Genomic DNA, 23,939 nt, shown 5'->3' on the forward strand with positions numbered 1-23,939 from the left:
ACCGCCTTGGTCCTGTCGGTGACCGCAGCTGGTCTGTCCGTCGTCCAGCCCCGCGTCCTGCAGAAAACAGTCAACGACGGGATTCAAGGCGGCCTGCAAGCCGACACGATCGAGCTGCTCGCGGCTCTCGTCGTGGGGACCACCGTCATTGGTGCCGTGCAGGCCTATCTGACGGGTCGGGGCGCCGAAGCCGTCGCCCATCGCCTGCGCACCCGTCTGGGTCGTCGCTATGTCAGCATGACGATCAGCGAGCTCGATGCGGCCAACACCGCCGACCTGCTCTCACGCGCCAACGCGGACAGCACCATGGTGAAGCAGTTCCTGTCTGCCGGGATCCTGCCGGTTGCCGGTTCTGTTCTCATGCTCGCCGGAACAACGGTCTTCATGATCATGTCCGACCCGATACTGTTCGCGGTGACAGCAGCGGCCTTCGTCCTCGGCCTGTCCTTGGTGATCGCAGTCACCAACCGGGCGAACAGCATGTCCGCCGAAGTGCAGGAGGCTCTGGGAGATTTCTCCGTGAGCACCGAGCGCATGCTCTCAGCGCTGCGCACCATCAAGGCGACGAATGCTGAACCGCTGGAGCTGGATCATCTACGCCTCAGCTCCCACAATCTTTACCGCAAGGGTCTGAGGATCACCGTCCTGTCCGCGTGCGTCCAGCCTGCTCTCAATGTCTGCATCCAAGGCTCGATCGCCGCAGTGATCGTGGTCGGCACCGCACGGCTGGCCTCGGGTGCGACAACATTGGGAACCCTGCTCGCCTACATCACCTACATGTTCATGATGATCGCACCGATCAGCAGCCTCGGCCAGGCATTCACCCAGATGCAGATCGGCCTGGGCGCCCTCAAGCGCTGCTATGAGGTTGATTTCTTTGAATCAGAGGATGACGTGCGCGCCGACCATCAGACTGCCATCGGCACCGCATCGGGAGACGAACTGCTGCGCTTCGACAGCGTCTCCTTCTCATACGAGCCGGGAACTCCAGTGCTCACTGATGTCAACTTCGTCCTGCGCCGTGGAGAAACAGTCACCATCGTCGGTCGATCCGGTTCAGGCAAGTCCACGCTCCTGGAACTCATCGAACGATTCTACCACCCCGACGCCGGGCACATCTCACTCGGCGGTGTCCCGATCGACCAGCTCGACCTGAACTCCTACCGCAGACGCCTCGCCCTCGTCGGTCAGGACTCGATCGTGCTCACCGGCACGCTGAGAGAGAATCTGGAACTCGGCTGCCACCGCCACCCGGACTCCACCCTGTACGAGGCCCTTGAGCACGTCGGTCTCACCGATCTGCTGGGGAAGAAGGATTTCGGTCTTGACACGGACGTGGGCCAAGCCGGAATCACTCTCTCCGGCGGCCAGCGACAGCGAATCGCCTGGGCCCGAGTGCTGCTCAGCGACGCCGACATCATCCTCATGGACGAGCCGGACTCCAATCTTGATCCCGTGACCAGGTCCTCCTTGACCCATCTGCTCGAGAGCTTCGCCGCAACGCGCACGGTGCTCATCGTCTCGCACAACCTCGAGCACCTCAACTCGAGCGACCGCGTCCTGGTCATGGATCATGGCAGCATACTGGCCGACGGCTGCCGCCAGGAGCTTCTTGCAACAACGTCCGAGTACCAGGATCTGCTGGCCCCCACGCAAGCAGCAGCATGAGAGAAGAACTGCCATGACAACAGGGACTTCCACCATCCCCAGCACGAGGCCCTCCGACCCGGCACCCATCTCCTTCGAACACGTGACGAAGAGCTATGAAAGTCGCCTCATCCTCGACGACGTCAGCTTCAGCATCGAGTCCGGAGCAGTCACCGGGCTGCTCGGCCCGAATGGTTCGGGCAAGACGACGATGCTGCGCTGTCTTCTCGGACTCGCCAGCCCTGACTCCGGCATCTGCCTGGTGGAGGGGAATCGGTATGATGCCATCCCCGTACCGTCTCGTCTGGTCGGCGCTCTGTGCGAAAACGCTGGGCTGCATCCGAACCGCAGGGCAGCCGAATGCGTCGCCCTGGCCAGGGCCGCCGCCGGGCTGACCGATCCTCACGCCGTCGACGCGCACTTGGAGCAGGTCGGGCTGGCGGATGCAGGCCCCATGAGGGTCCGTGAGATGAGCCTGGGCATGCGTCAACGCCTCAGCCTGGCCCTCGCGCTGGTGGGCGATCCACATGTTCTCGTCCTCGATGAACCATCCAACGGTCTCGATCCCGAGGGCATGGAATGGTTCCGCACCCTCCTCCGGCGCTTCGCGGCCAGTGGCGGGTCGGTGCTGATCACCAGTCACATCCTGGCCGAGCTGCAACGCACGATAGACGCCGTCGTCATAGTTCGAGGAGGCCGCGTCGTGGCACAGTCGGACACCTTGCCCGACGATCTTGATTCTTTCTATCTCGCCACTTCAGGAAATCGAGGATGAGTACCATGAACGTTGAGATCATGCGACTGCGCCAAGGCCGAATCGCCTCCACCATGACGATCATCCTGATCATCGCGACTTTCTTGGTCGCCACACTCGAAGCCTTCGCGAGGGATACGATCAACGCCCTCATTTCTCTCAACAGAGTCATCCCCAATGCGACGCAGGCTCAATCCATGTCCCCCGAGGATCTGGCGAAACTGTCATTGGACCAGCCCGGCTTGCAGCTCACAGCCGCCGCCAATGCCGGCGGCGTCGGCGGAGTGAGCCCGGCGGCTCTCGCAATGATGATCATGGGGGGCCTGTTCATCACCCGCGAGTACCACTTCGCCTCCATGACAAGCGCGGCCGTGGCGTTGCCCCGCCGCGGGCAGCTCTACCGGAACAAGTGCGCGGCCGCTGCACTCGCCTCATTCGTCGCCGCGTTCGGTCTCACCGCGGTCAGACTGCTCGTCCTGTTCACCGCTCTCGCCGTGCAGCGCATCAACCTGGCACTGGATCCGTTCGCCCTGGTCATGTCGGAGTTGCGCGGACTCGTCACACTCGTGCTGTGCGGTGTCCTCGGCGCCGGCCTCGGCTTCCTGCTGCGTCGGCAAACCGTTCTGCTCCTCCTGCTGGGCGGTCTGTTCGTCGTCGAGTCGACCTTCCGCTCACTCGCCACGCTCACCGGCGCCGACATCCTCCACGGCTGTCTCCCGCTGAGCGCCACGGGGCTTTCGACGCAGCCGGGCGCCCAGGGCTGGCTCGCAGCGGGTATCGTCGTGGCATGGTCTGCCATCGTGGTGACATGGGGTGCATTCTGCTTCAACCGCAGGGAGCTGACCTTCTCGGCGTTGTAGCGCTGCTGGCCGGCATCGGACGGAGACATGCACATGAGCAGAGGTGCGGCTGAGCGCGTCAACCAGCAGCTGCGGCAGACCGTACTGGCATCGTTCCTGGTGAGTCTCTTGAACGTGCTGCTGGTGGCGAACTCAGAAAACTCGCTCGCCCAGATTCTGTGGCAGATCGGCCTGACCGTTCTCGGGGTCGTCTGCACCATCATTCTCATCAACCGACCGGTCGTGGCGTTCGCGATCGTCCACACTGCTGTTCTCGTTGCAGCACTGACGCAGCAGAATCCATTCGTCACGCAGTTCCTGCTCTATCTGCCGCTGTGCTTCTGGCTGGGACGGCGTACCCGGTCACGGACCAGCTCCGTCACCGCGATGATCGGCCTCACGACGACGATCGGGGCCTTCGTGCTCGCCCCCGTGCGCACCGGCTCCGACGGCATCGCTCTCCTCGCACCAGTCGGTTTCGTCTCGGGCTCGCTCTTCATCGGGGCCCCCACCCTGGTCGGGGCCTGGATGCGGATCGCGAACGAACGAGCGGTTGGAGTGGAGACCCTCCTGAAAGCAGAACGGGCCGAGAGCGAAGCGAGGATCGCCAAGGCACTCGAGGACGAACGCGGGCTCATGGCCCGGGAACTGCACGACATCGCCTCCCATCACATGACTGCCGTCCTGCTCGACGCCAGGCTCGCCCGACGCATGCTCCCCGGAAACCCGCAACGCGCAGCAGAGCTGCTCGAAGAACTGACCCGCGAGGCCGGCAGCGCCAGCGAGAGCCTGCACGAGGTGGTCGGCATCCTCGCGGCGGGTTCCCAGGCCCCCACCGCCCCCCAGCCGACCCTCGCGGACATTCCCGAGCTGTTGCGTCGGGCCAGGGCGATCAACCCCGACATCGGTGTCGCGATGCCTCAGGACCCGAAGGTCTCACCAGCTGTCGGGCTCGCCCTGTACCGGATCGTCCAGGAGTCGTTGACGAACGCCCACCGCTATGCCCCAGGAGCCCCCATCATGGTGGACCTGACCATCAAGAACGGTTGGATGAGCCTGTCCGTGACCAATGGGCTGGCGACCCAACCGACCTCCGGCATCAGCGGGTCGGGGCTGGGCATCCAGGGCATGCGCATGCGCTGCGAGCTGCTCGGCGGCACTTTGACAGCAGGCCCGCACGAGGGCGGCTGGGCCGTCCGGGCCCGGCTGCCGCAACGTGCCGGGGAGGATGGCCCCACCGCCCTCGCGGGGACTTAAGAAGGAGACACGAGTGTCCAGAAGTGCGATGACCGGTGAACGCTCCAGCGGGCATCGTTGTCACTGTCCACGAAGGAGACGGGCATGAACATCCGATCGCACAGCTCTCAGCCGGTCATCGGCTACATCATCGTCGTCATCGCCTTGGCGGGCATGATCTGCTACAGCCTGCTGTTCTGGGACGACATGCCTGCGCAGGTCATCACCCGTCAGGCCGCCGGCCGCCACGGCGCGTCGGCCGTTCCCCGCGGCGTCTCGGCGGCCGCCATGCCCGCCACGCTGCTGGTCTGCACGCTGCTGCTGATGCTCATGCCGCTCTGGAACCGCCTGGTCGGATCCACGCCCCTGCGCCCCGGCCCTGACCAGCGCCAGCAGACGAGGATCTGGACCGCGATCCTGGCCATGCTGTCAGCGCTCCTGCTCACCCTGCACATAGGCATCACCGACATGTGCACGGGCAGGGGTCCTCAGTTCCCGCAGCTGGCCGCCTACGGGATGGCCGTCACCCTCATCGGCCTGGCCGCGATCACCGCGATCCTGCGCGTACGGGCCCACCGGGCCATCGTCATGGGTCTCGCCCTCGGCGGCGCGCTCGTCGCAGCACTGGCGCACGGCCTGCCCCGTGCGGCCATGACCGTCGGGACGGTGATCATGCTCGGCGGCATCGCGGCCGCCACCCTGCTGCCGCAGCTCAGGAACGACGGCGGACGCCGCTGACCCCGGACGACATCCGCGGGCTGCTGGCCTGGGGCCCGCACACCCGTCCGGCCCCGTCCCGACCCCGGCTTCGCTGCCGCCCCTCCGCTCCCACCTCACTTTCCGGTTAGCACCCGGGACATGTCCGAGGTGCGAGCGCAAAAGCGAGGTGGGAACGGGAGAAGAGGCGGGAGAAGCAGGCAGCGCCGGACCGGGGAACGGGACGAGGTGGGAACGGGACGGGGTGGGGCGCACCGGATCGGGGGCCGCGGTGGGAGCACGCCCCATGTTCCGTTCTCCGGTTCGGCGCGACGGGCCCCGGTGGCGTAGCTTTGTTCCCGTGAGCACACGTGTATATGTCGCGTCCCCCGATGCCCGGGCCGATCTGAGCGCCGCCGCTCAGGCCATCGCCGAGGCCGCCGGACGCCAGTCCAGTCCCGCCGTCCTCTTCCACCCGCTGGCCGCGCAGGCCTCCTCGGCCCGCCTCGTCGGCGCCTCCTTCGACGAATTCGCCAGGAGCACCGACGAGGCCGAGACGGGCATCATCGAGCGCTTCGAGGCGCTCGCCGCCGCCGGGCCCGTCGTCGCCGTGGGCACCGACTACTCCGGCGTCACCGCCCCCACCGAGCTGGCCCTCAACGGCCGCCTCGCCGCCGACCTGGCCGCCCCGGTCGTCCTGGTCGTCGACGCCTCCCAGGGCCCCGACCACGCCCTCGGCCTGGCCCGCGTCGCCCTGGACGGCCTGGCCGCCCAGCACGCCACCGTCGTGGCGATCATCGCCACCGGCCCGACCCACACCGACGCCACCCGCACCCTTCTCGCCTCGCTCGGCGTGCCCGCCGCCGTCCTCGGCGACGACCTGTCTGCCGTGCTGGCCGCGACCGATGTGACGATCACCACCCGTACCCCGGCCCGCTTCAGCCACGAGCTCATGGCCACGGCCAGGGCCGACGTGCGGACGATCGTGCTGCCCGAGAGCGAGGACCCCCGCATCCTCGAGGCCGCCTCGGTCGTCGCCGCCCGCGGCGTCGCCAGGATCGTCCTGCTCGGCGAGGAGGAGCAGGTGCGCGCCGACGCGAAGAGGCAGGGCCTCGACCTGACCGGCGTCGAGATCGTCTCGATGAACAACCCGGGGCTCGTCGAGTCCTACGCCGCCAAGTTCGCCGAGCTGCGCGCCAAGAAGGGCGTCACCCTCGAGCAGGCCCGCGAGGCCATGGCCGACGGCGCCTGCTTCGGCACGATGATGGTGTACATGGGCGGCGCCGACGGCCTCGTCTCGGGCGCCAACCACACGACGGCCAACACCATCCGCCCGGCCCTCCAGGTCATCAAGACGAACCCGGGCATGAAGACCGTCTCGGGCGCCTTCCTCATGAGCCTCGCCGACCGCGTGCTGCTGTTCGCCGACTGCGCCGTCACCCCGAACCCGGAGCCGGCCCAGCTCGCCGACATCGCCCTCGCGAGCGCCCAGACCGCCCGCATGTTCGGCATCGACCCCAAGGTCGCCATGCTGACCTACTCGACGGGCACCTCCGGCAGCGGTCCGGACGTCGACCGGGTCCGCGCCGGCTACGAGGAGGCCGTCCAGCGCGCCCCCGAGGAGCGGATCGCCGGCCCGATCCAGTTCGACGCCGCCATCGATCCCGTCGTCGGGGCCAAGAAGATGCCCGACTCCGAGGTCGCCGGCCGCGCGACCGTGTTCGTCTTCCCCGATCTGGAGGCCGGCAACATCGGCTACAAGATCTGCCAGCGCACCGCCGGCGCCGTGGCGGTCGGCCCGCTGCTGCAGGGCCTGCGCCGCCCCGTCAACGACCTGTCGCGCGGCGCCCTCGTCGACGACATCGTCAACACCATCATCATGACCGCCATCCAGGCCCAGGGCACGAACGGCCCGCTCGCCTGAGAGTCCTGGCCTGACAAGGAGAGACATGACCGAACCAATCCTGGTGCTGAACTGCGGCTCCAGCTCCCTCAAGTACCAGCTCATCGACCCCGACTCCGAGGCCGTGCTGGCCAAGGGCCTGGTGGAGCGCATCGGCGACGCGAGCGACGGCATCGTCACCCACGAGGTCGGCGACGACGAGTTCACGGTCACCCCGCGGCTGCCCGACCACACGGTGGCCCTCAAGGCGGTCTTCACGATGTTCGCCGATCACGGCCCCTCGCTCGACGACGTCGCGGCGGTCGCCCACCGCACGGTGCACGGCGGCGATCGCTTCGCCGCCCCGACCGTCATCGACGACGAGGTGCTGGACACCCTCGAGGAGCTCGTCCCGCTGGCGCCGCTGCACAACCCGGCCGGGATCAAGGGCATCCGCGCCGCCCGCACACTGCTCCCGGACGTGCCGCACGTCGGCATCTTCGACACCGCGTTCTTCGTCAACCTGCCGGCCGAGGCCCACACCTACGCCATCGACCGCGGGCTGGCCGCCAGGCACGCGATCCGCAAGTACGGCTTCCACGGCACGAGTCACCAGTACGTCGCCGGCCTGGTGCCCGGCGTGCTGGGCGCCGACCCGGCGGAGCTGCGCCAGATCGTCTGCCACCTCGGCAACGGCGCCTCGATCTCGGCCGTCAAGGGCGGCCGTGCCGTCGAGACCTCGATGGGCCTGACCCCGCTGGCCGGCCTCGTCATGGGCACCCGCTCGGGCGACATCGACCCGGGCGTCTTCGCCTACCTGCACCGCGCCGAGGGCTGGGACGTCGACCGCATCGACACCGAGCTCAACAAGAACTCGGGCATGCTCGGCATGTCGGGCGTCACCGACATGCGCGACGTCGAGGCGCAGTTCGAGGCCGGCGACGCCGACACGATCACCGCCATGAACGTGTACACGCACCGCTTGGCGTTCTACATCGGCGGCTACGCGAACCTGCTCGGCGGCGTCGACGCCATCACCTTCACCGCGGGCATCGGCGAGAACTCGGCCTTCACCCGCCGCGAGATCTGCGCGAAGCTCGCCGGCATCGGCGTCGTCCTCGACGAGGAGCTCAACGGCCGGCGCGACAAGGCCCCGCACCTGATCTCCGCGCCCGAGTCGCGGGTCGGGGTGCTCGTCGTGCGGACCAACGAGGAGCTGGCCATGGCCCAGCAGGCAGCCGGCCTGCTGGCCGGCTGACGGCGGTCGAACGGGCCGGGGGATCCCCCCGCCGGCCCCGTCGACGTCAGGACGCCGATGCGACGACCCCCGTGCCGGGGGCCGATGCATGCCGGTCCGTCACCCCGGGGCGGCCGCGGAGCCTCCCGGCGCCGGCCCACCGGGGCCCGTCCCACGATCCGACCGTACGCGCCCGGGCGCGGTGCATCGCCCCTGCCCGCAGGCCCACCGGGATCGTCCCCGGGCTCGTGCGCACCGGTGGAGGGGCCGGCGGCGAGAGGATAGATTGGTGGCCATGGCTACCGCACTCGTCACCGGGGGAAGCAGTGGCATCGGGTTGGCGTTCGCCCACGCCCTGGCGGCCCGCGGGGATGATCTGGTGCTCGTGGCGCGCGACGGGTCGAGACTCGACGTGGCCGCGCAGCAGCTGCGGGCCCGGCACGGGGTCGCCGTCGAGACCCTTCCAGCGGACCTGTCCGACCCGGCCGGCATCCGGACCGTCGAGGCCTTCATCGACGCCCACGAGATCGACGTCCTCGTCAACGGCGCCGGCTTCGCGGCGCACGCCGATCTGCTCGACGCCGACTGGTCCGGCCACGCCGGGGCGCTCACGGCGATGGCGCTGGCGGTGCTCGTCCTGTCGGGCGCGGCCGGCCGCCAGATGGTCCGTCGTGGCGCCGGTGGGATCGTCAACGTCGCCTCGGTGAACGCCCTCATCGACGCCGACGTCTACTCGGCGACCAAGCGCTGGGTCGTGAGCTACACCGAGGCGCTCGCGGGGCGGCTGGCCGGCACCGGGGTGCACGCCACCGTCGTCCTGCCCGGCTGGGCGAGGACGAACTACCACGCGGCGGCGGGCATGCGCCGCCCGCGCCTGCCGGGCTGGGCCTGGGTCGAGCCCGAGCAGGTGGCCGCCGAGGCGCTCGCGGCCCTCGACGCGGGCCGGGTGCAGGTCACGCCGAAGGCCATCTGGAGGGCGGCCGCCTGGGCACTGAGGCACGGCCCTGTCGGGCTGTCCCGGCTCGTGGCGAGTAAGGTTCGCAGCGGCCATGACAGGCAGGGGGCCCGCTGATGAACTTCGGACGCAACCCGCGGCTCTACAAGTCGACGGTGGCGGCCATCGCCCGCGACTCCGTGCGCTACGCCCTCATCAAGCCGGTGCTCGACCGCGCCGTCAAGGCGCACGTGCACGGCCTGGAGCACCTCGACGACCTGCGGGCCCCGTTCCTGGTCACCCCGAACCACTCGGGCCACTTCGACGGCCCGCTCATCATGCTCACGATGCCGAGTCGGCTCACCAAGGAACTGGCCACCGGTGCAGCGGCCGACTACTTCTTCACCAAGTGGTACACGGCGATGGGCACCCAGCTGCTCATGAACGCCTTCCCCGTCGACCGGGCCCGCAACAAGGGCCGGAACCACCGGGGTATGTCGGGCGAGCTGCTCGACGCGGGCGTCTCGCTGCTCATCTTCCCCGAGGGCACCCGGTCCCGTACAGGCGGCATGGGGCGTTTCAAACCCGGCACCGCGGCCCTGGCGATCGCCCACAACGTGCCGGTCGTCCCCGTGGCGCTGGTCGGCTCGTGGGCGGCGTGGCCGCCCACCGAGAAGCGCTGGCTGCCCGGCCGCCCCGACGTGCACGTCGTCTACGGGGCCCCGATGACCGCCGAGCCGGGCGAGATCGCCCACGAGTTCTCCGAGCGGGTGCGCCGCAAGATCATCGAGATGCACGACGGTGTGGCGAGGGCCTACGGCATGCCCACCCAGGCCGAGATGATGCACTTGGCGGCGATCGAGCGGGCCCGCAGGTCGGACGGGGGGAAGCACTGAGGCCGCCCCGCACCGCGGGCATCGCCGCCCGATCTAGCGCGTGATGGTGCCGTGCTCGAACTCCTGGGTGCAGGTCCCAGACGCGTCGCACCGCGCGTCGCCCACGGGCGCACCATAGTCGCCCTCGAGGGCACCCGCGGCCGACCAGGCCTCGTAGACTGCGCCCCGCACGACGAGGAGGGCGTCCGCCGCCGTGAGGTGGATCGCCCCGCCCTGGAAGTACTGGGTCATCGTCATCGTCCCGGCGCCGACCTCCGCCTCGCTGACCGGAAGGCCGAGGTAGCCGTCCTCGGCGCCCTCGTCCTCCCACTTGCGCTCGATCTCGTGGTGGACGGAGTGGGCACCGGTGGCCGGTGTCCACTCGATCAGACCGAAGCTGAAGAACTGGACGCAGCCGACCGTGCCGTTGTCCTGGCCGCAGCTCTCGTCGCTCCTCGGATAGCCGAGATAGCCCCTGGCCTGACCGGTCGCGTCCCACCGGGCGCCGATCGCACCCCGGAGAATGTGCGCGCCCCACGTCGCGCCGGCCGCGCCGTCGCGGACGATCGAGCCGCGCTGGAACCGCTGGAAGCAGCCGTTCTGGATGAGCGTGCAGCTGATGCCCGTCACCGGGTAGCCCAGTGAGCCGTCCTCCGAGCCGCTCTGGCGCCACTGGGCCAGGAAGTCGCCGTGGATCTCGTGGGCGCCGGTGGCGGCCGTCCAGACGATCGTGCCGTTCTCGTAGGAGCGGTAACAGCCGCCATCGCTGGTACCGCACGTCTCGCCGCTCCGCTCGGCGCCCAGGACGCCGTCAGCGCCGCCGAGGGCCTCGTAGCGGGCGGTGATCGCCCCGCCCGAGTCGGTGTCGGCCCGCGCCGGCTGCGCGACGCCGACCATCCCCAGCACCGTGAGGAGGGCGAGGACCGGCGCAGCCGCGCAGCGGCCGGCGGGGCTCGAAGGGCGCTTCCCGTGCCTGGTCCTCATCGATTCGGGTCCTTTCCGCTCATCGACCGCCGGGACGTCCGGCGGCGCAGGCCGAGCAGGGGGGTCGACCCGGCGATCCAGAGGAGGATATCTGCGGAAGCTGTCCGTGCGCTGAGAGCCGGCCGGGCGGCGGCTGTCCGGCACGCCCCCGTCGCCCGGCCGGGCGACACCGATAATCTTGGGCCATGGCCGAACCCACCGCCGCCGACGGCGGCTCCCCCGCACCCCGCGTCGTCGCGGTCGTCGTGGCGTGGAACCGCGCCGAGCTCCTCGGCCGCTGTCTCGACGGGCTGGACGGGCAGACGCGCCGGCCGGACGCGGTCGTCGTCATCGACAACGCCTCCACGGACGATTCGCCGCGCGTGGCGGCGGGGCACCCGGCGGTCACCGAGGTCGTCACCATGCCGACGAACACGGGCGGGGCCGGCGGCTTCGCGTCGGGCATCGCCGTGGCCTGTCACCGCCACGGCGCCGACCTGGTCTGGATCATGGACGACGACACGGTGCCCGGCCCGGGCGCGCTCGAGGCGCTGCTCGATGCCCGCGAGCGCTATCCGCGTCCGACAGCGGTCCTGGCCAGCCGCGCCGACTGGCGCGACGGCCGCGAGCACCCGATGAACACGCCGCGGGCCCGGTTCGGCGCCACCCGCGAGCAGCGGCGCGATGCCGCGCGACTGGGCTGCCGTCCGATCCGGTCGGCCTCGTTCGTCTCGATCCTCCTCGACGCCCGGGCCGTTCGCGACGAGGGCCTGCCGCTCAGCGACTACTTCCTGTGGAACGACGACTTCGAGTACACGACGCGCCTGCTGCGCTTCCGCGAGGGCCTCTACGTGCCGGCCAGCCGCGTGGCGCACCTGACGGAGCGCTTCGGTGGCACGAGCGCCGACCCCGGCCCGCGCTTCCGCCTCGAGGTGCGCAACAAGGTGTGGATGTTCACCCGCTCGCCGGCGCTGGCCGGCTGGGAGCGCCTGCTCTACGGCGCCTCGACGCTGCGACGCTGGGCGGCGACGTTCCGTGCCTCGTCCGACCGGGCCGCCCTGCGCAGCGGCCTGCGCCGGGGTCTGCGCGACGGCCTGCGCCGGGGCCCGCGGCGCAACGCCCGCGTCCTGGCCGGCACCCCGGTCGAGGCGGACGTCCTCGCCGTCGAGGGGGGCCGATGACAGCGTTCAGCGTGCTGCTGCCCGTCTACGCGGGCGACGACCCGGCGTTCTTCGCCCGCGCCCTGCGCTCGGTGAGCACCGAGCAGACGCTCCGGCCCGACGAGATCGTCATCGTCCGTGACGGCGAGGTGAGCGACGGGATCGAGGCGGTGCTCGACGCGGCCATCGACGGCTCGGCCGTCGGCGGCGTGCCCGTCACCGTCGTGCGGATCGGCCACAACCGCGGACTGGCGGCCGCCCTCGTCGAGGGCCTCAAGGCCTGCCGCTACGAGATCGTCGCCCGCGCCGACGCCGACGACATCTCGCTGCCCCGGCGCTTCGCCACCCAGATCCCGCTCGTCGTGGGCGGTGACGACGAGGAGCCGCTCGACCTGCTCGGCGCGGCGATCCAGGAGTTCGAGTCGGAGGCGCGGCCGGCGGGCCTCGTGCGGGAGCTGCCCGCCGAGCCGGAGCGGATCAGGCGGATGGCGCGTTTCCGCGACCCCTTCAACCATCCGACGGTCGTCTACCGCAAGGCGGCGGTGGCCAGGGCCGGCGGCTACCAGCCGCTGTCGAAGATGGAGGACTACTGGCTGTTCGTGCGCATGCTCCAGACGGGCTCGCGGGTGGCCAACCTGGCCGAGCCGCTGGTGCTCTACCGGGTGGGCGCCGGCGCCTACCAGCGCCGCGGCGGCGGCGAGATGCTGCGCAGCGAGATCGCCCTGCAGCGGGCCTTCGTGGCGTCGGGATTCATCTCCCGCGGCCAGGGCCTGCGCAACATCGTCGTGCGCGGCGGCTACCGCCTGGTCCCCACCGGGGTGCGCCGGCCCGTGTACCGGCTCATGGTCGGAGGCCGGGACGACGACTGAGCGGCCGGCCGCGGACGCGGGGACGCGCGGCCGGGCGGGCCTCACCGCGCTGGTCCCAGGAACGCGGAGCGGGGCGCTCCGCGGGCGGCGTCCGCCGCGCCCTCCGGGCTCAATCCCTCTCGGCGGCGGCCGTCGGCGGGCCGCCGACGCGCACCCGCACCGGCACGGCGGCGCGCTCGTCGTCGGTGAACAGGCGGTTGGCCCTCTCCTCGTCGCTGAGCGGCGGGCGCGGCGGGTCCTCGCTGCCGTCGAGGGCGCGGCCGCGCAGGAAGCGCACCGCCTGGTCGCAGGGGCCGTCGAAGACGAGCCGGCCGCGCTCCATGACGAGGCCGCGCTTGCAGAACTTCTCGACCATGTCGAGGTCGTGGCTGACGATGACGATCGTCTTGCCGTCGCGCACCATCTGGCGGATGAGCGCCTTGCACTTGTTCTGGAAGGGCTCGTCGCCCACGGCGAGGATCTCGTCGACGAGGAAGACGTCCGGGTCGGTGTGCACCGCGACCGAGAAGGCCAGCCGCAGGTACATGCCGGACGAGTAGAACTTCACCTCGGTGTCGATGAAGTCACCGATGTCGGCGAAGGCGAGGATGTCGTCATAGGCGGCGTTGATCTGCTCCTTGGTCATGCCGAGGATGGCGCCGTTGAGGTAGACGTTGTCGTGGCCCGTCAGGTCGGGGTGGAAGCCGGCGCCAACCTCGATGAGGCCAGCGACCTTGCCCTTGATGCCGACGGCGCCGCCGTCGGGGTGCATGACGCCGCTGATGAGCTTGAGGGTGGTGGACTTGCCCGAGCCGTTGAAGCCCATGAGCGCCACCGACTCGCCGTCGGCGATGTCGAAGCTCACGTCGTCCATGGCCTGGAACTCGTTGGTGATGTCCTTCTTGCGGCCCTTGATGAGCCAGACGAAGGCCTCCTTGATGGAGCGCGTGTGGCGCAGCAGGAAGGTCTTGGTGACGTGCTGGGCGGTGACGACGATGCGCTCGTCGCGCGGCTCGAGTGCGACTCCCCTGGCCATCACAGCTCCTGCGCGAACTTGCCCTCGAAGTGGCGGAACAGCAGGTCGCCGACGAGCAGCGTGCCGAAGCTGAGCACCAGGGCGATGGGCGTCCAGGACGAGAACAGGTGGGGCATGACGTGCCAGACCTCGTAGGGGATCTCGCCGTTGACGGTCGAGGCCCAGAAGGCGTCGTGGAAGAGCTCGACGGCCGTCGTGAGCGGGTTGAACTTGTAGAGCGTCACGGCCCAGTGCGGCAGCGTGTTGGCGACGAGCACCCACATGTAGAGCACCGGGCTCAGCCAGGTGACGACCATGTTGATGAGGTCGACGAAGTTCTCCGAGTCGCGGAAGAAGACGTTGGCCGTGCCGAAGACGAGGCCGAGGGCCAGCGCGAACACCGAGACGATGACGAAGCCGACGACGAACGCCACGAGCTGCATGAGGGTGGGGTGCCAGCCGACGATGAGGTCGACGACCAGCAGGATCGCCACCTGCGGGAAGAAGTGGATCCACGCGACCCACAGGCTCGAGACGGGGAACAGCTCGCGGGGCAGGTAGATCTTCTTGATGAGGTCGCCGTTGCCGACGATGATGCGCGCCGAGTTGCCGAAGACCTCGGTGAACAGGTTCATCACGACGATGCCGCTGAACATGTAGATCGCGTAGTTCGGCAGGCCCTTGTTCAGCCCCAGGAAGACGCCCATCGCGACGAAGTAGACCGCGAACTGGATGGCCGGCTTGATGTAGCTCCACACCAGGCCGAGCACCGAGGCCCGGTAGCGGACCTGGATCTCCTTGTCGACGATGCGCTTGAGGAGGAACTGGTTCGCGAACACGTCGCGCAGCCCGCGCCCCTGTCCGGGGGCGTGGAACTCCAGGTGCGTCGCGGGCACGGTGCTCTGGGGGGACGAGCTCACGAGGACTGATCCTGCTCCTCGGGGTACTTGGCGAAGGTCCGGCCCCACTCCTCCATCGAGGTGATGCGGGGCAACGCCTTCCGGTAGGTGCGCGCCAGCCTGGGCCAGGCCTTGGCGAGCTGGGCGTGCAGGACGACGTCCTTGCCCAGGAACCGGCGGGCCTGCTGCGGGTCGCGCTGGTACAGGCTGACGCCGTTGCCGGTGCTGTTGCTCACCAGCGCCGAGTCGAGCTTGGGCAGGTAGAACCAGGCGGCGTCGCCCTTGGCGACGGCGCGCTCCGGGTAGGTGCGCGAGAGCTCAGTGGGCTTCTTGAACACCTGGCGGATCGCCACGGTGGCGGCCCACGGGATGAGCGTGCGCGGGTTGGGCTGCTTCGCCTTGACGATGAGCGGCACGGCCCGCTCGGCGCGGATCGGCGGGCGCTCCGAGAGATTGGTGATGACCGGCCCGTCGACGAAGTCGTTCTTCAGCGCGCGTGTCTCGGCGGCCTTGGACTCGAGGATGTCGTGCAGCCGGTCGGGACCGGCGAAGACGTCGTCGATGGCCTGGGAGACGAGGGTGGCCGCGTAGTACTGCATCGACAGGGCGTGCTTGGTGAGCACATTGATGCTCTCGCGCAGCATGCGGCCGCCGACCGCGTACGGCGAGTGCAGCAGGGCCGCGATGAGACGGTTGCGCTCGTGGAAGTAGGCCTGCCAGTCGGTCGCGTCGTCCTTGTCGATCCACGAGGCGTGCCAGGTCGCCGAGCCGGGCAGCGAGATGGTCGGGTAGCCGTGGGCGCGGGCGCGCAGCGAGTACTCCGAGTCGTCCCACTTGATGAAGACCGGAAGCGGCAGGCCGATCTCCTCGATGACGCACCGCGGGATGAGGCACATCCACCAGCCGTTGTAGTCGGCGTCCCAGCGCCGGTGCAGTTCGGCGATGGAGCGCAGGCCCTCGTCGGAGAAGTCGATGTCGCCCAGCCCGGGGATCGGGCCCCAGTTGAAGCGGTACTCGTCGACGACCTCGGCGTAGGCCAGCAGGGACGAGCGGCGGTTGATGTCGAACATGTGCGAGCCGACGATGGCCGGGCTGGTCAGGTAGTCGGCGAAGACGCATGAGCGGAAGATCGATTCGGGCTCGATCTCGATGTCGTCGTCGAGCGTCATGAAGTAGTCGGACCTCGCGCCGTTGCTGCCCTTGACGGTCTCGTACATGCCACGGGCGTAGCCGCCCGAGCCGCCCAGGTTGCCCTGCTCGATGACGCGCAGGCGCCCGTTCATGGCCTTCTCGGCCTCGACGTAGCAGGAGTCCCCGCGGACCGGCTGGTTGCCCTGGTCGACGACGAGCATCTCGCGGACGCAGTCGTCGAGCTCGCGGGCGTTGGCCACCCGCAGCACGTTCTGCACGGCGTCGGCAGGCCGGTTGAAGGTGGTCATGCCGAGGGTGACGGTGCCGCGCCGACCGTTGTCGGCGACGAGCCAGGCAGCCCCGTCGAGGACGAGGGGCTCGTCGGCGGAGGCGACGAGGTCGAACCAGTACCAGCCGCCGTCGCCGAAGTTCTTAAGCGGCAGCGCGAACTCGGTCGTCACGCCGGGGCCGGAGACCTGTCTGGAGGCGGCCACGGACGAGAAGGCGGACTTGCCGGATCGGCCCTGCGGGCCGGCGGGGCCGAGTGCGCGGGCGCGGGAACTGGAGACGATGATGCGGCCGGTGCCGCTGGTGCGCACACGCAGCGTCACCTCGGTGACCGGCGTCCACCACTGCCAGTAGCCGGCGGGGAAGGCGTTGAAGTAGGAGCCGAACGAGGCCCGCTTGCCCGGGCGCACGCGCAGCGAGGACCGCGAGATGCGGTCCTCCTCGGGAACCGCCGCCGGGTCGAGGACGTGCGTCAGCTCCTGCTCCTTGAGCGGCTTGTCGATGCACAGCGCCATGCCGTCGGCGTCGTCGGCCTCGGCGAGGAAGACGTGGGCCACCTCGCGCAGCCCGGCGCTCTCGTTCGTGTCGGTGCTCACTCGTCCACCCCTCCTGAGACCAGCGCCTCGCCAGCGGCGAAGTGCGGCTTGATCCTGTTCTCGTACATGCTCAGGGCCGAGCCGATGGCCATGTGCATGTCGAAGTACTTGTAGCTGCCCAGGCGCCCGCCGAACAGGATCTGCCTCTCGGCCTTGACGCGCTCGCGGTACCTGAGGACCTTGGCGCGGTCCTCGGCCGTGTTCACAGGGTAGTAGGGCTCGTCGTCGCGGCCGGCGAAGCGCGAGTACTCGCGCATGATGACGGTGGCGTCCCTCGTGTAGTCGCGCTCGGGGTGGAAGTGGCGGAACTCGTGGATGCGGGTGAACCTCACGTCGGGGTCGGGGTAGTTCATGACGGCGCAGCCCTGGAAGTCCTCGATGGGCAGGACCTCCTCCTCGAGGTCGATGGTGCGCCAGCCGAGCTCGCCCTCGGCGTAGTCGAAGTAGCGGTCGACGGGGCCGGTGTAGACGACGGGCACGGAGCCGACGGTGGCGGCCCGGCCGAACTCGCCGTCGTCGAAGAAGTCGGTGTCCAGGTGCACCTCGATGTTCGGGTTGTCGACCATGCGCTCGAACCAGGCGGTGTAACCGTCGACGGGCAGGCCCTCGTGGGTGTCGTTGAAGTAGCGGTTGTCGTAGGTGTAGCGCACCGGCAGGCGGCTGATGATGGAGGCGGACAGGTCCTTGGGGTCGGTCTGCCACTGCTTGCCGGTGTAGTACTTGATGAAGGCCTCGTAGAGAGGCCGCCCGATGAGCTGGATGCCCTTGTCGTTGAGGTTCTCGGGGTCGGTGCCGGCAAGCTCGCCGGCCTGCTCGCGCACCCAGTCGCGGGCCTGCCGGGGGCTCAGCGCGGCGTGCAGGAACTGGTTGATGGTGCCCAGGTTGATGGGCAGCGGGAAGACCTCGCCGTCGTGGGTCGTGTAGACGTGGTGCACGTAGTTCGTGAAGGCGGTGAACCGGTTGACGTAGGCCCACACCGTCTCGTGGGAGGTGTGGAACAGGTGGGCGCCGTAGCGGTGCACCTCGATGCCCGTCCGGGCCTCGCGCTCGGTGTAGGCGTTGCCCCCGATGTGACCGCGGCGGTCGACGACGGCCACCTTCAGGCCGAGCTCGTTCGCGGCGCGCTCCGCGATGGTCAGGCCGAACAGGCCCGCACCGACGATCACTAGATCCACAGACACCGGGGTCTCCTTCCGTCCGGTACAGCGTAGCGGCAACCGGCCCGCCCTCATTCTAGGTACGGCCTCGGCGCCCGCTGTGAGTCGCCCTCCGCCCGGTCGCGTCGTGACCGCTCCGGGGCCGGCAGCGTTGTTATCCTGAGGTGAATTCTTCGTCGCGCCCAGGAGCGTCGGCGCGCTGGGCACGGCGGCCTCCTGCGCCTCGACGAGCGGAACGGGCGCCTCGGCGCGGGCAGAAAGATCGGAAGATGTCCTGGGTTCACATGGTCCCCCCACTTCTCCTGACCATCGTCCTGTACATGGTCCCGGGCATCCTCGCCCTGGCGGCGATCGGGATGCGCGGCATCCGGGTCGTCTACCCGGCCCCGATGGTCTCCACCGCTCTCGTCGCGTTCCTCGCCGTCGTGTACGGCAAGGCGCGCATCGGCTTCACCCTCACGAACATCGGGCTGGGGATCCTGGCCTGCATCGTGCTGCTCCTCGTCATCCGGCTGCTGGCCCGCCTGCTGCCCCGCCCACCGCGCGGGGACGACCCCCGAGGCGCAGCGCGCAACGGGCGCGCGAGGATCCCGAGGATCGCCGTCGCCTACTCCGTCGGCTTCCTCCTCAGCATCGCCGTGTGGGTGCTCGAGTACGCGCGGCCGGTGCGCGGCCCGGACAACTTCCCGCAGCCGTACGACACGCCCTTCCACTTCTCCGTCATCGCGCACATCGTCGAGAGCGGCAACGGGTCGACCCTCACGTCCGCGATGGTCGACCGGACCGCGGGGTCGACGCTGTACCCCGCGGCCTGGCACGACATGGTCGCGCTGGTCGTCCAGACCACCGGCACCTCGATCCCGGTCGCCGTGGCCGCCAGCTGCACGACGATCCTCGTGCTCGTGTGGCCGCTCGCCATCCTCGGCCTCAGCTGCGAGCTCCTCGGCCACCGGGGCCGCTGGGTACTGCTCTCCCTCGGCCTCAGCGGACTGTTCGCCGCCTTCCCCTACCACTTCGTCGTCTACGGCGTCCTCTATTCGAACTTCCTCTCGTACGCGCTGCTGCCGTCCTTCATCGGCCTGTTCGCGGGCCATCTGACGCGGCTGCGCGTCCCTCCCCGCGAGCACCTCACGATGGTCGTCGTCCTGCTCGTCGGGCTCGTCGGGATCGGGCTGGCCCAGCCGAACTCGGCGTTCACCATCGTCGTCATCGCGCTGCCCCTCCTCGTCCAGCAGATCTTCCGGTGGTCCGGGGCGGACGTCCGCGAGCGGAGGGGCCTGGTCCTGCCGACGGCCATCAGCGTCGCCCTCGTCCTGTGCATCGCCGCCGTCTGGCGCTTCCTCTACACGAGGCCCGCCCTGCACCGCACCGTCAGCTTCGAGTGGCCTCCCTTCCAGACGGACGCGCAGGCGATCGGGGTCTACGCGGCATTCGGGGTGAACGACCGGGGGCCCGCGCAGTACGTGCTCTGCGCCCTGGTGTTCGCGGGGATCGTCCGGGCCCTGCACCGGCACCTGCACTGGCTCGTCGCCTCGTGGGTCCTCGTGGGCGTCCTCTACGTCCTGACGAGCAGCACCACGAGCACCTTCCGAGACGTCCTCACCGGGTTCTGGTACCACGACAGCAACCGGCTGCTCGCCGCCTCGCCCATCATGGCCGTCCCCCTCGCGTGCCTGGGGATCGCATGGCTGTGCGCACGGGCGCGCTCCCTGTCGTCCCGGCTGCCGCAGGCGGGCATGGGGCTGGAGGCGGTCGCCGTGGTGCTCGTCGCGGGCCTCACGTGCGCGGGCGGGGGGCTCACCTCCCAGCGCGCGCTGCTGCGCGGGGAGTCGGTCCCGAGCCAGCAGACGGGGTTCCAGGACGACGAGTACGCGTTCCTCGAACGCGTCTCGCAGGTCGTCCCACAGGGGACCGGCGTCGCGAACTACCCCTACGACGGCTCGGCCTACGCCTACTCCCTCTTCCACGTGAATGTCTTCTTCAGGGACTACGACGCGAACTGGATCGGGCAGCCCACGAGCGACATCGACACGGTGCGCCACGACCTGAACAGGGCGGCCGACTCGCCGGCGACGTGCGAGGTCCTGCGCACGTACGACATCGAGTACGCGCTCGTCATGGACCGCAACGCGCTCAACGGGACGCAGGCGCCGGGCCTGCCGTTCATCGGCGTCGACGAGGGCAACTGGTCCGGCCTGACCGTCGACGAGGGCACGCCGGGCTTCGAGCTCGTGCTGAGCGACGGCCGGGGGAACAGCCTGTACCGGATCACCGCCTGCCAGGGCTGAGACCGCTCGGGTCCGGGACGCCGGGCGCGGGGCCTTCCGGTCCCCCGGCGCGGCGGCCGCGGACGGGGGCTCAGCGCGGGGCCGGGTACTGCAGGTACACCAACCGCGCCTCCTCGTGGCGGTTCCGCCTGATGCCCTCGAGGATCTGGCCGAGCATCCACAGGACGACGCCGATGAGGACGAGGCCCGTGGCCAGCAGCGCCGACGGGAGCTTCGGCACGAGGTGGGTGCGGCTGAACTCGGCGATGACGGGGACGCCGACGAGCAGGCCGACGAGGACGCACAGGGCCGACCAGATGCCGTAGAAGAACACGGGGCGCTCGTGGCGGACCAGGCTGATGATGAGGTGCAGGATCTTGAAGCCGTCGCTGAAGGTGTTGAGCTTGGACTCGGTGCCCTCGGCGCGGTCGCGGAAGCCGCAGGGGTGCTCGGCGTTCGGCACGCGCAGGCTCATGTTGTGCACGGTGAGCTCGGTCTCGATCTCGAACTCGCGCGAGGTGGCCGGGAAGCTCTTCACGAAGCGCCGCGAGAAGACGCGGTAGCCCGAGAGCATGTCGGTGACCCGCTCACCGAAGATCCACGAGACGAAGCGGTTGAACATCCGGTTGCCGGCGGCGTGGCCGGGACGGTACTTGGAGTCCTCGGCGTCGTCCTGGCGGCAGCCGAGCACATGGTCGTAGGGGCCCTTGAGCAGCAGCCCGATCATGGCCGGCAGGTCCGCGGTGTCGTAGGTGTCGTCGCCGTCGATCATGACGTAGACGTCGGCGTCGATGTCGGCGAAGGCGCGGCGCACGACGTTGCCCTTGCCCTTGCGCTCCTCGAAGCGGACGACCGCCCCGGCGGCCTCCGCGACGGCCGAGGTGTTGTCGTCGGAGTTGTTGTCGTAGACGTAGATCTCCATCGGGGGCACGGCCGCGCGCAGATCGGCGACGACCTTGGCGATGGCCGCCTCCTCGTCGTAGCAGGGGACGATGGCCGCGATGCGCAGGTCCTCGATGTTCTCGAAGGCGGCCGCCGGGCGCTTCACCGTGTCGTTCACGCGATGATCGTACCCTGAGGGGGTGTCCCCCACCCGCATGCCGTGCCGCGCATCGCGCAGACATCCGCGGGCTCCGGGACGGGCCACGTACAGTGGGCGGGTGACCTCCCTCGACCAGTCCCGGCCCGCCGAGCGGGACCCGGCCCGGAGCCTCCTGCAGGAGCACCTCGTCGCCGGGCTGCAGTTCCTCGCGGTGGGCGGCGTGGCATTCGTCATCGACTACCTCACCTTCAACCTGCTCACCTATGCGCGGCCGTGGCCGGGCCACCACGGCCCGATGTTCGACCAGCCGCTGGTCGCCAAGCTCATCGCCATCGCGGTGGCCTCGGTCTTCACCTACATCGGGAACAAGGTCTGGACCTTCAACTCCCGCAAGTCGCGGGTCACCGGCGCCCGACTGCTCGCGTTCGTCGTGCTCAACGTCATCGCCATGGGCCTCCAGGAGCTCTGCCTCGGCTTCTCACGCTACGTCCTCGGCCTGCACAGCTGGCTGTCCGACAACATCTCCGGCACCCTCATCGGTCAGGCGCTGGCCACCGTCTTCCGCTACGTCACCTACCGCGCCTGGGTCTTCCCGGACGACGCGCAGGCCGAGGCCCGGGCCGGCGCCGGGGGCCGGTAGGGGCCCCGGAGGAGCGGGCCATGACTCATCTGCTCGTGACCGGCGGCGCCGGCTTCATCGGGTCGAACTTCGTCCACCGGGCACTGGAGCGCACCGACCACACGGTGACGGTGCTCGACAGGCTCACCTACGCGGGCGACCCCGCCTCGCTGGCCGGGCTCCCCGAGGACCGCGTCGAGCTCGTCGTCGGCGACGTCTGCGACCGCGGGCTCGTCGACGCGCTCGTGGCCCGGGCCGACGCGGTCGTGCACTTCGCCGCCGAGTCGCACAACGACAACTCCCTGGCCGACCCCGGGCCCTTCGTCCACACGAACCTCGTGGGCACCTTCAGCCTGCTCGAGGCCGTCCGCGCCCACGACGTGCGCTACCACCACATCTCCACCGACGAGGTCTACGGAGACCTGCCGCTCGACGGCAACGAGCTCTTCACCCCCGAGAGCCCCTACCGGCCGTCGAGCCCCTACTCGTCGAGCAAGGCCGGCTCCGACCTGCTCGTGCGCGCCTGGGTGCGCAGCTTCGGGATCCGGGCCACCATCAGCAACTGCTCGAACAACTACGGACCGCGCCAGCACGTCGAGAAGTTCATCCCCAACGCAGTCACGCGCCTGCTCACCGGGCGCAGGCCCCGGCTGTACGGCGACGGGCGCAATGTGCGCGACTGGGTCCACGTCGACGACCACAACGCGGCGGTGCTGCGCATCCTCGAGTCGGGGCGCATCGGCCAGACCTACCTCATCGGCGCCGACTGCCGGCTGTCGAACCGAGACGTGCTCGGGCGCATCCTCGCCCTCATGGGCCACGACCCCGACGAGGTCGACCACGTGCCCGACCGGCCCGGCCACGACCTGCGCTACGGCCTCGACCCCTCCGCGACCCGCGCCGAACTGGGCTGGGAGCCCGTCCACCGCGACTTCGACGCGGGACTCGCGGAGACGATCGACTGGTACCGGGCCAACCGGAAGTGGTGGGAGCCCTCACCGGTCTGAGGGGACGCCGCCGGGACGCCCCGCAGCCACGACGATTCCAGCCGTGCCCACAGGCCCCGCCCAGCCCGCCCGCAGCGGCATCGGTCCGAGCAGGGGCCGCACGCCCGGCATCCTGGTCCCGACATCCTGGTGGCGTCCGGCTCGGCCGCCGTCTCCACCCTGCCCATCATGATCACCGCCGCCCGCAGCCTCGTGGGGGACGGGGACGCCGGCTACGCCTCGCTCATCGTCCTCTGGCGCTGCTGTTCGGCGTCTACGGCGTGGTCAACGGCCTGCAGAACGAGACGACCCGGGCCGTGAACCCCCACGGGCCCGGGCGCGCCGCCGACCCCGGAGTGCCGGTGCCCCGGGCGGCCCTGGTGCTCTCGACGGCCACCGCGGCGCTGTCCGCCCTCGCCGGCCCGTGGTGGGGCCCGCCGCCTCGTGCCGGACTCGATGCCGCACATCGTCTGGCTCGTCGCCGCCGGCGCCACCTTCGCCGGGCTGACGATCGCCGCCGTGCCACTGGCCGTCACCACGCTGACGGGCACGGCGACGGTGGCGGCGAACGCCCGTACATGGTTTCAGCGCCGGCCGGCTGCCGGCCGGCGCTCGTGTCGGCCCTGCTGCTCCTCCTGCCGTTCGCGCTCCCGGTGCGGGCGTGCATCGCCCTGTTCACCGGTCCGCCGGCCGGGGCGGCGATCCACCTCGTCGGCGTGCACCGGGCCGGCTGAGAGCGGCGGCGCCCCGCGCTCCGGGGGCGGCGCGGGACCGGTGGGCCGGAAGGCGTCCCGTCCCCGAGAGGCTCCCGTCAGGCGTCCTCGTCGCCGGCGGCGGCCGCCCGTCCTCCCCCGATCGTGGCCCAGCG

21 protein-coding genes are annotated in these 23,939 nt (G+C 70.0%); 15 read left to right on the plus strand and 6 right to left on the minus strand.

Annotated features, from left to right (window positions below):
* Positions 1-6: 6 nt before the first annotated feature.
* From EGX94_RS06295 to EGX94_RS06335, 9 genes are all read left to right on the plus strand, one after another.
* Positions 7-1,668: an ABC transporter ATP-binding protein gene (locus tag EGX94_RS06295; RefSeq protein WP_021796577.1), complete on the plus strand. Its 1,662-nt coding sequence runs from the start codon at positions 7-9 to the stop codon at positions 1,666-1,668.
* 82 nt (positions 1,669-1,750) lie between these two features.
* Positions 1,751-2,422 (plus strand): ABC transporter ATP-binding protein, encoded by a 672-nt coding sequence (locus tag EGX94_RS06300; protein WP_196807725.1) that lies wholly within the window; start codon positions 1,751-1,753, stop codon positions 2,420-2,422.
* Positions 2,423-2,427: 5 nt separating this feature from the next.
* Positions 2,428-3,261: a hypothetical protein gene (locus tag EGX94_RS06305; RefSeq protein WP_123826059.1), complete on the plus strand. Its 834-nt coding sequence runs from the start codon at positions 2,428-2,430 to the stop codon at positions 3,259-3,261.
* 33 nt (positions 3,262-3,294) lie between these two features.
* On the plus strand, positions 3,295-4,497 hold the full coding sequence (locus tag EGX94_RS06310) for a sensor histidine kinase (protein WP_021796588.1): 1,203 nt from the start codon (positions 3,295-3,297) through the stop codon (positions 4,495-4,497).
* Positions 4,498-4,581: 84 nt separating this feature from the next.
* Positions 4,582-5,214: a hypothetical protein gene (locus tag EGX94_RS06315; RefSeq protein ID WP_021796571.1), complete on the plus strand. Its 633-nt coding sequence runs from the start codon at positions 4,582-4,584 to the stop codon at positions 5,212-5,214.
* Positions 5,215-5,533: 319 nt separating this feature from the next.
* Complete coding sequence (gene pta / locus EGX94_RS06320) at positions 5,534-7,096, plus strand: phosphate acetyltransferase (protein ID WP_021796569.1); 1,563 nt, start codon at positions 5,534-5,536, stop codon at positions 7,094-7,096.
* Positions 7,097-7,121: 25 nt separating this feature from the next.
* Positions 7,122-8,312, plus strand: coding sequence for an acetate/propionate family kinase (locus EGX94_RS06325; RefSeq protein WP_021796572.1), 1,191 nt, complete (start codon positions 7,122-7,124; stop codon positions 8,310-8,312).
* A gap of 274 nt (positions 8,313-8,586) precedes the next feature.
* Positions 8,587-9,363, plus strand: coding sequence for an SDR family NAD(P)-dependent oxidoreductase (locus EGX94_RS06330; RefSeq protein ID WP_043120389.1), 777 nt, complete (start codon positions 8,587-8,589; stop codon positions 9,361-9,363).
* Positions 9,363-10,121 carry a lysophospholipid acyltransferase family protein gene (locus EGX94_RS06335; RefSeq protein WP_021796585.1) on the plus strand — a complete coding sequence of 253 codons (759 nt, stop codon included), beginning with the start codon at positions 9,363-9,365 and terminating at the stop codon, positions 10,119-10,121. The genes EGX94_RS06330 and EGX94_RS06335 overlap by 1 nt, the downstream gene beginning before the upstream one ends.
* 33 nt (positions 10,122-10,154) lie before the next feature.
* On the opposite strand, the gene EGX94_RS06340 is transcribed toward EGX94_RS06335, so the two are convergent.
* On the minus strand, positions 10,155-11,084 hold the full coding sequence (locus EGX94_RS06340) for an LGFP repeat-containing protein (RefSeq protein ID WP_051383726.1): 930 nt from the start codon (positions 11,082-11,084) through the stop codon (positions 10,155-10,157).
* A 185-nt stretch (positions 11,085-11,269) separates the two neighbouring features.
* Here EGX94_RS06340 and EGX94_RS06345 point away from each other — a divergent pair, with 185 nt between their 5' ends.
* Both EGX94_RS06345 and EGX94_RS06350 read left to right on the plus strand, forming a co-directional pair.
* Positions 11,270-12,244, plus strand: coding sequence for a glycosyltransferase (locus EGX94_RS06345; protein WP_028706393.1), 975 nt, complete (start codon positions 11,270-11,272; stop codon positions 12,242-12,244).
* Entirely contained in the window at positions 12,241-13,092 is an 852-nt protein-coding gene (locus EGX94_RS06350; RefSeq protein WP_123826063.1) for a glycosyltransferase, read from the plus strand. Before EGX94_RS06345 ends, EGX94_RS06350 begins: the two co-directional genes overlap by 4 nt.
* A gap of 109 nt (positions 13,093-13,201) precedes the next feature.
* On the opposite strand, the gene EGX94_RS06355 is transcribed toward EGX94_RS06350, so the two are convergent.
* The 4 genes from EGX94_RS06355 to glf are packed head-to-tail and all read right to left on the minus strand — an operon-like array spanning position 13,202 to position 18,181.
* The gene (locus EGX94_RS06355; protein WP_123826065.1) at positions 13,202-14,107 is read right to left on the minus strand and encodes an ABC transporter ATP-binding protein; all 906 of its coding nucleotides are present in this window, start codon (positions 14,105-14,107) and stop codon (positions 13,202-13,204) included.
* Positions 14,107-15,006: an ABC transporter permease gene (locus EGX94_RS06360; protein WP_021797308.1), complete on the minus strand. Its 900-nt coding sequence runs from the start codon at positions 15,004-15,006 to the stop codon at positions 14,107-14,109. The genes EGX94_RS06355 and EGX94_RS06360 overlap by 1 nt, the downstream gene beginning before the upstream one ends.
* On the minus strand, positions 15,003-17,000 hold the full coding sequence (locus tag EGX94_RS06365) for a glycosyltransferase (protein WP_021797304.1): 1,998 nt from the start codon (positions 16,998-17,000) through the stop codon (positions 15,003-15,005). Before EGX94_RS06365 ends, EGX94_RS06360 begins: the two co-directional genes overlap by 4 nt.
* The gene (gene glf, locus EGX94_RS06370; RefSeq protein ID WP_021797312.1) at positions 16,997-18,181 is read right to left on the minus strand and encodes a UDP-galactopyranose mutase; all 1,185 of its coding nucleotides are present in this window, start codon (positions 18,179-18,181) and stop codon (positions 16,997-16,999) included. The genes EGX94_RS06365 and glf overlap by 4 nt, the downstream gene beginning before the upstream one ends.
* 245 nt (positions 18,182-18,426) lie before the next feature.
* Here glf and EGX94_RS06375 point away from each other — a divergent pair, with 245 nt between their 5' ends.
* Positions 18,427-20,445 carry a DUF6541 family protein gene (locus tag EGX94_RS06375; RefSeq protein ID WP_043121198.1) on the plus strand — a complete coding sequence of 673 codons (2,019 nt, stop codon included), beginning with the start codon at positions 18,427-18,429 and terminating at the stop codon, positions 20,443-20,445.
* Between the two features lie 70 nt (positions 20,446-20,515).
* Here EGX94_RS06375 and EGX94_RS06380 read toward each other — a convergent pair whose 3' ends face one another.
* Complete coding sequence (locus EGX94_RS06380; protein WP_021797306.1) at positions 20,516-21,484, minus strand: glycosyltransferase; 969 nt, start codon at positions 21,482-21,484, stop codon at positions 20,516-20,518.
* 100 nt (positions 21,485-21,584) lie between these two features.
* Here EGX94_RS06380 and EGX94_RS06385 point away from each other — a divergent pair, with 100 nt between their 5' ends.
* The 3 genes from EGX94_RS06385 to EGX94_RS13385 all read left to right on the plus strand — a co-directional run bounded on the left by EGX94_RS06385 (position 21,585) and on the right by EGX94_RS13385 (position 23,805).
* Entirely contained in the window at positions 21,585-22,106 is a 522-nt protein-coding gene (locus EGX94_RS06385; RefSeq protein WP_021797313.1) for a GtrA family protein, read from the plus strand.
* Positions 22,107-22,126: 20 nt separating this feature from the next.
* Complete coding sequence (rfbB, locus tag EGX94_RS06390; protein WP_021797311.1) at positions 22,127-23,092, plus strand: dTDP-glucose 4,6-dehydratase; 966 nt, start codon at positions 22,127-22,129, stop codon at positions 23,090-23,092.
* 557 nt (positions 23,093-23,649) lie between these two features.
* Positions 23,650-23,805 (plus strand): hypothetical protein, encoded by a 156-nt coding sequence (locus tag EGX94_RS13385; RefSeq protein WP_192962702.1) that lies wholly within the window; start codon positions 23,650-23,652, stop codon positions 23,803-23,805.
* Positions 23,806-23,939: the final 134 nt, after the last annotated feature.

It is taken from the genome of Propionibacterium acidifaciens (assembly GCF_003798325.1).
In the GTDB taxonomy this organism is placed as follows: domain Bacteria; phylum Actinomycetota; class Actinomycetes; order Propionibacteriales; family Propionibacteriaceae; genus Propionibacterium; species Propionibacterium acidifaciens.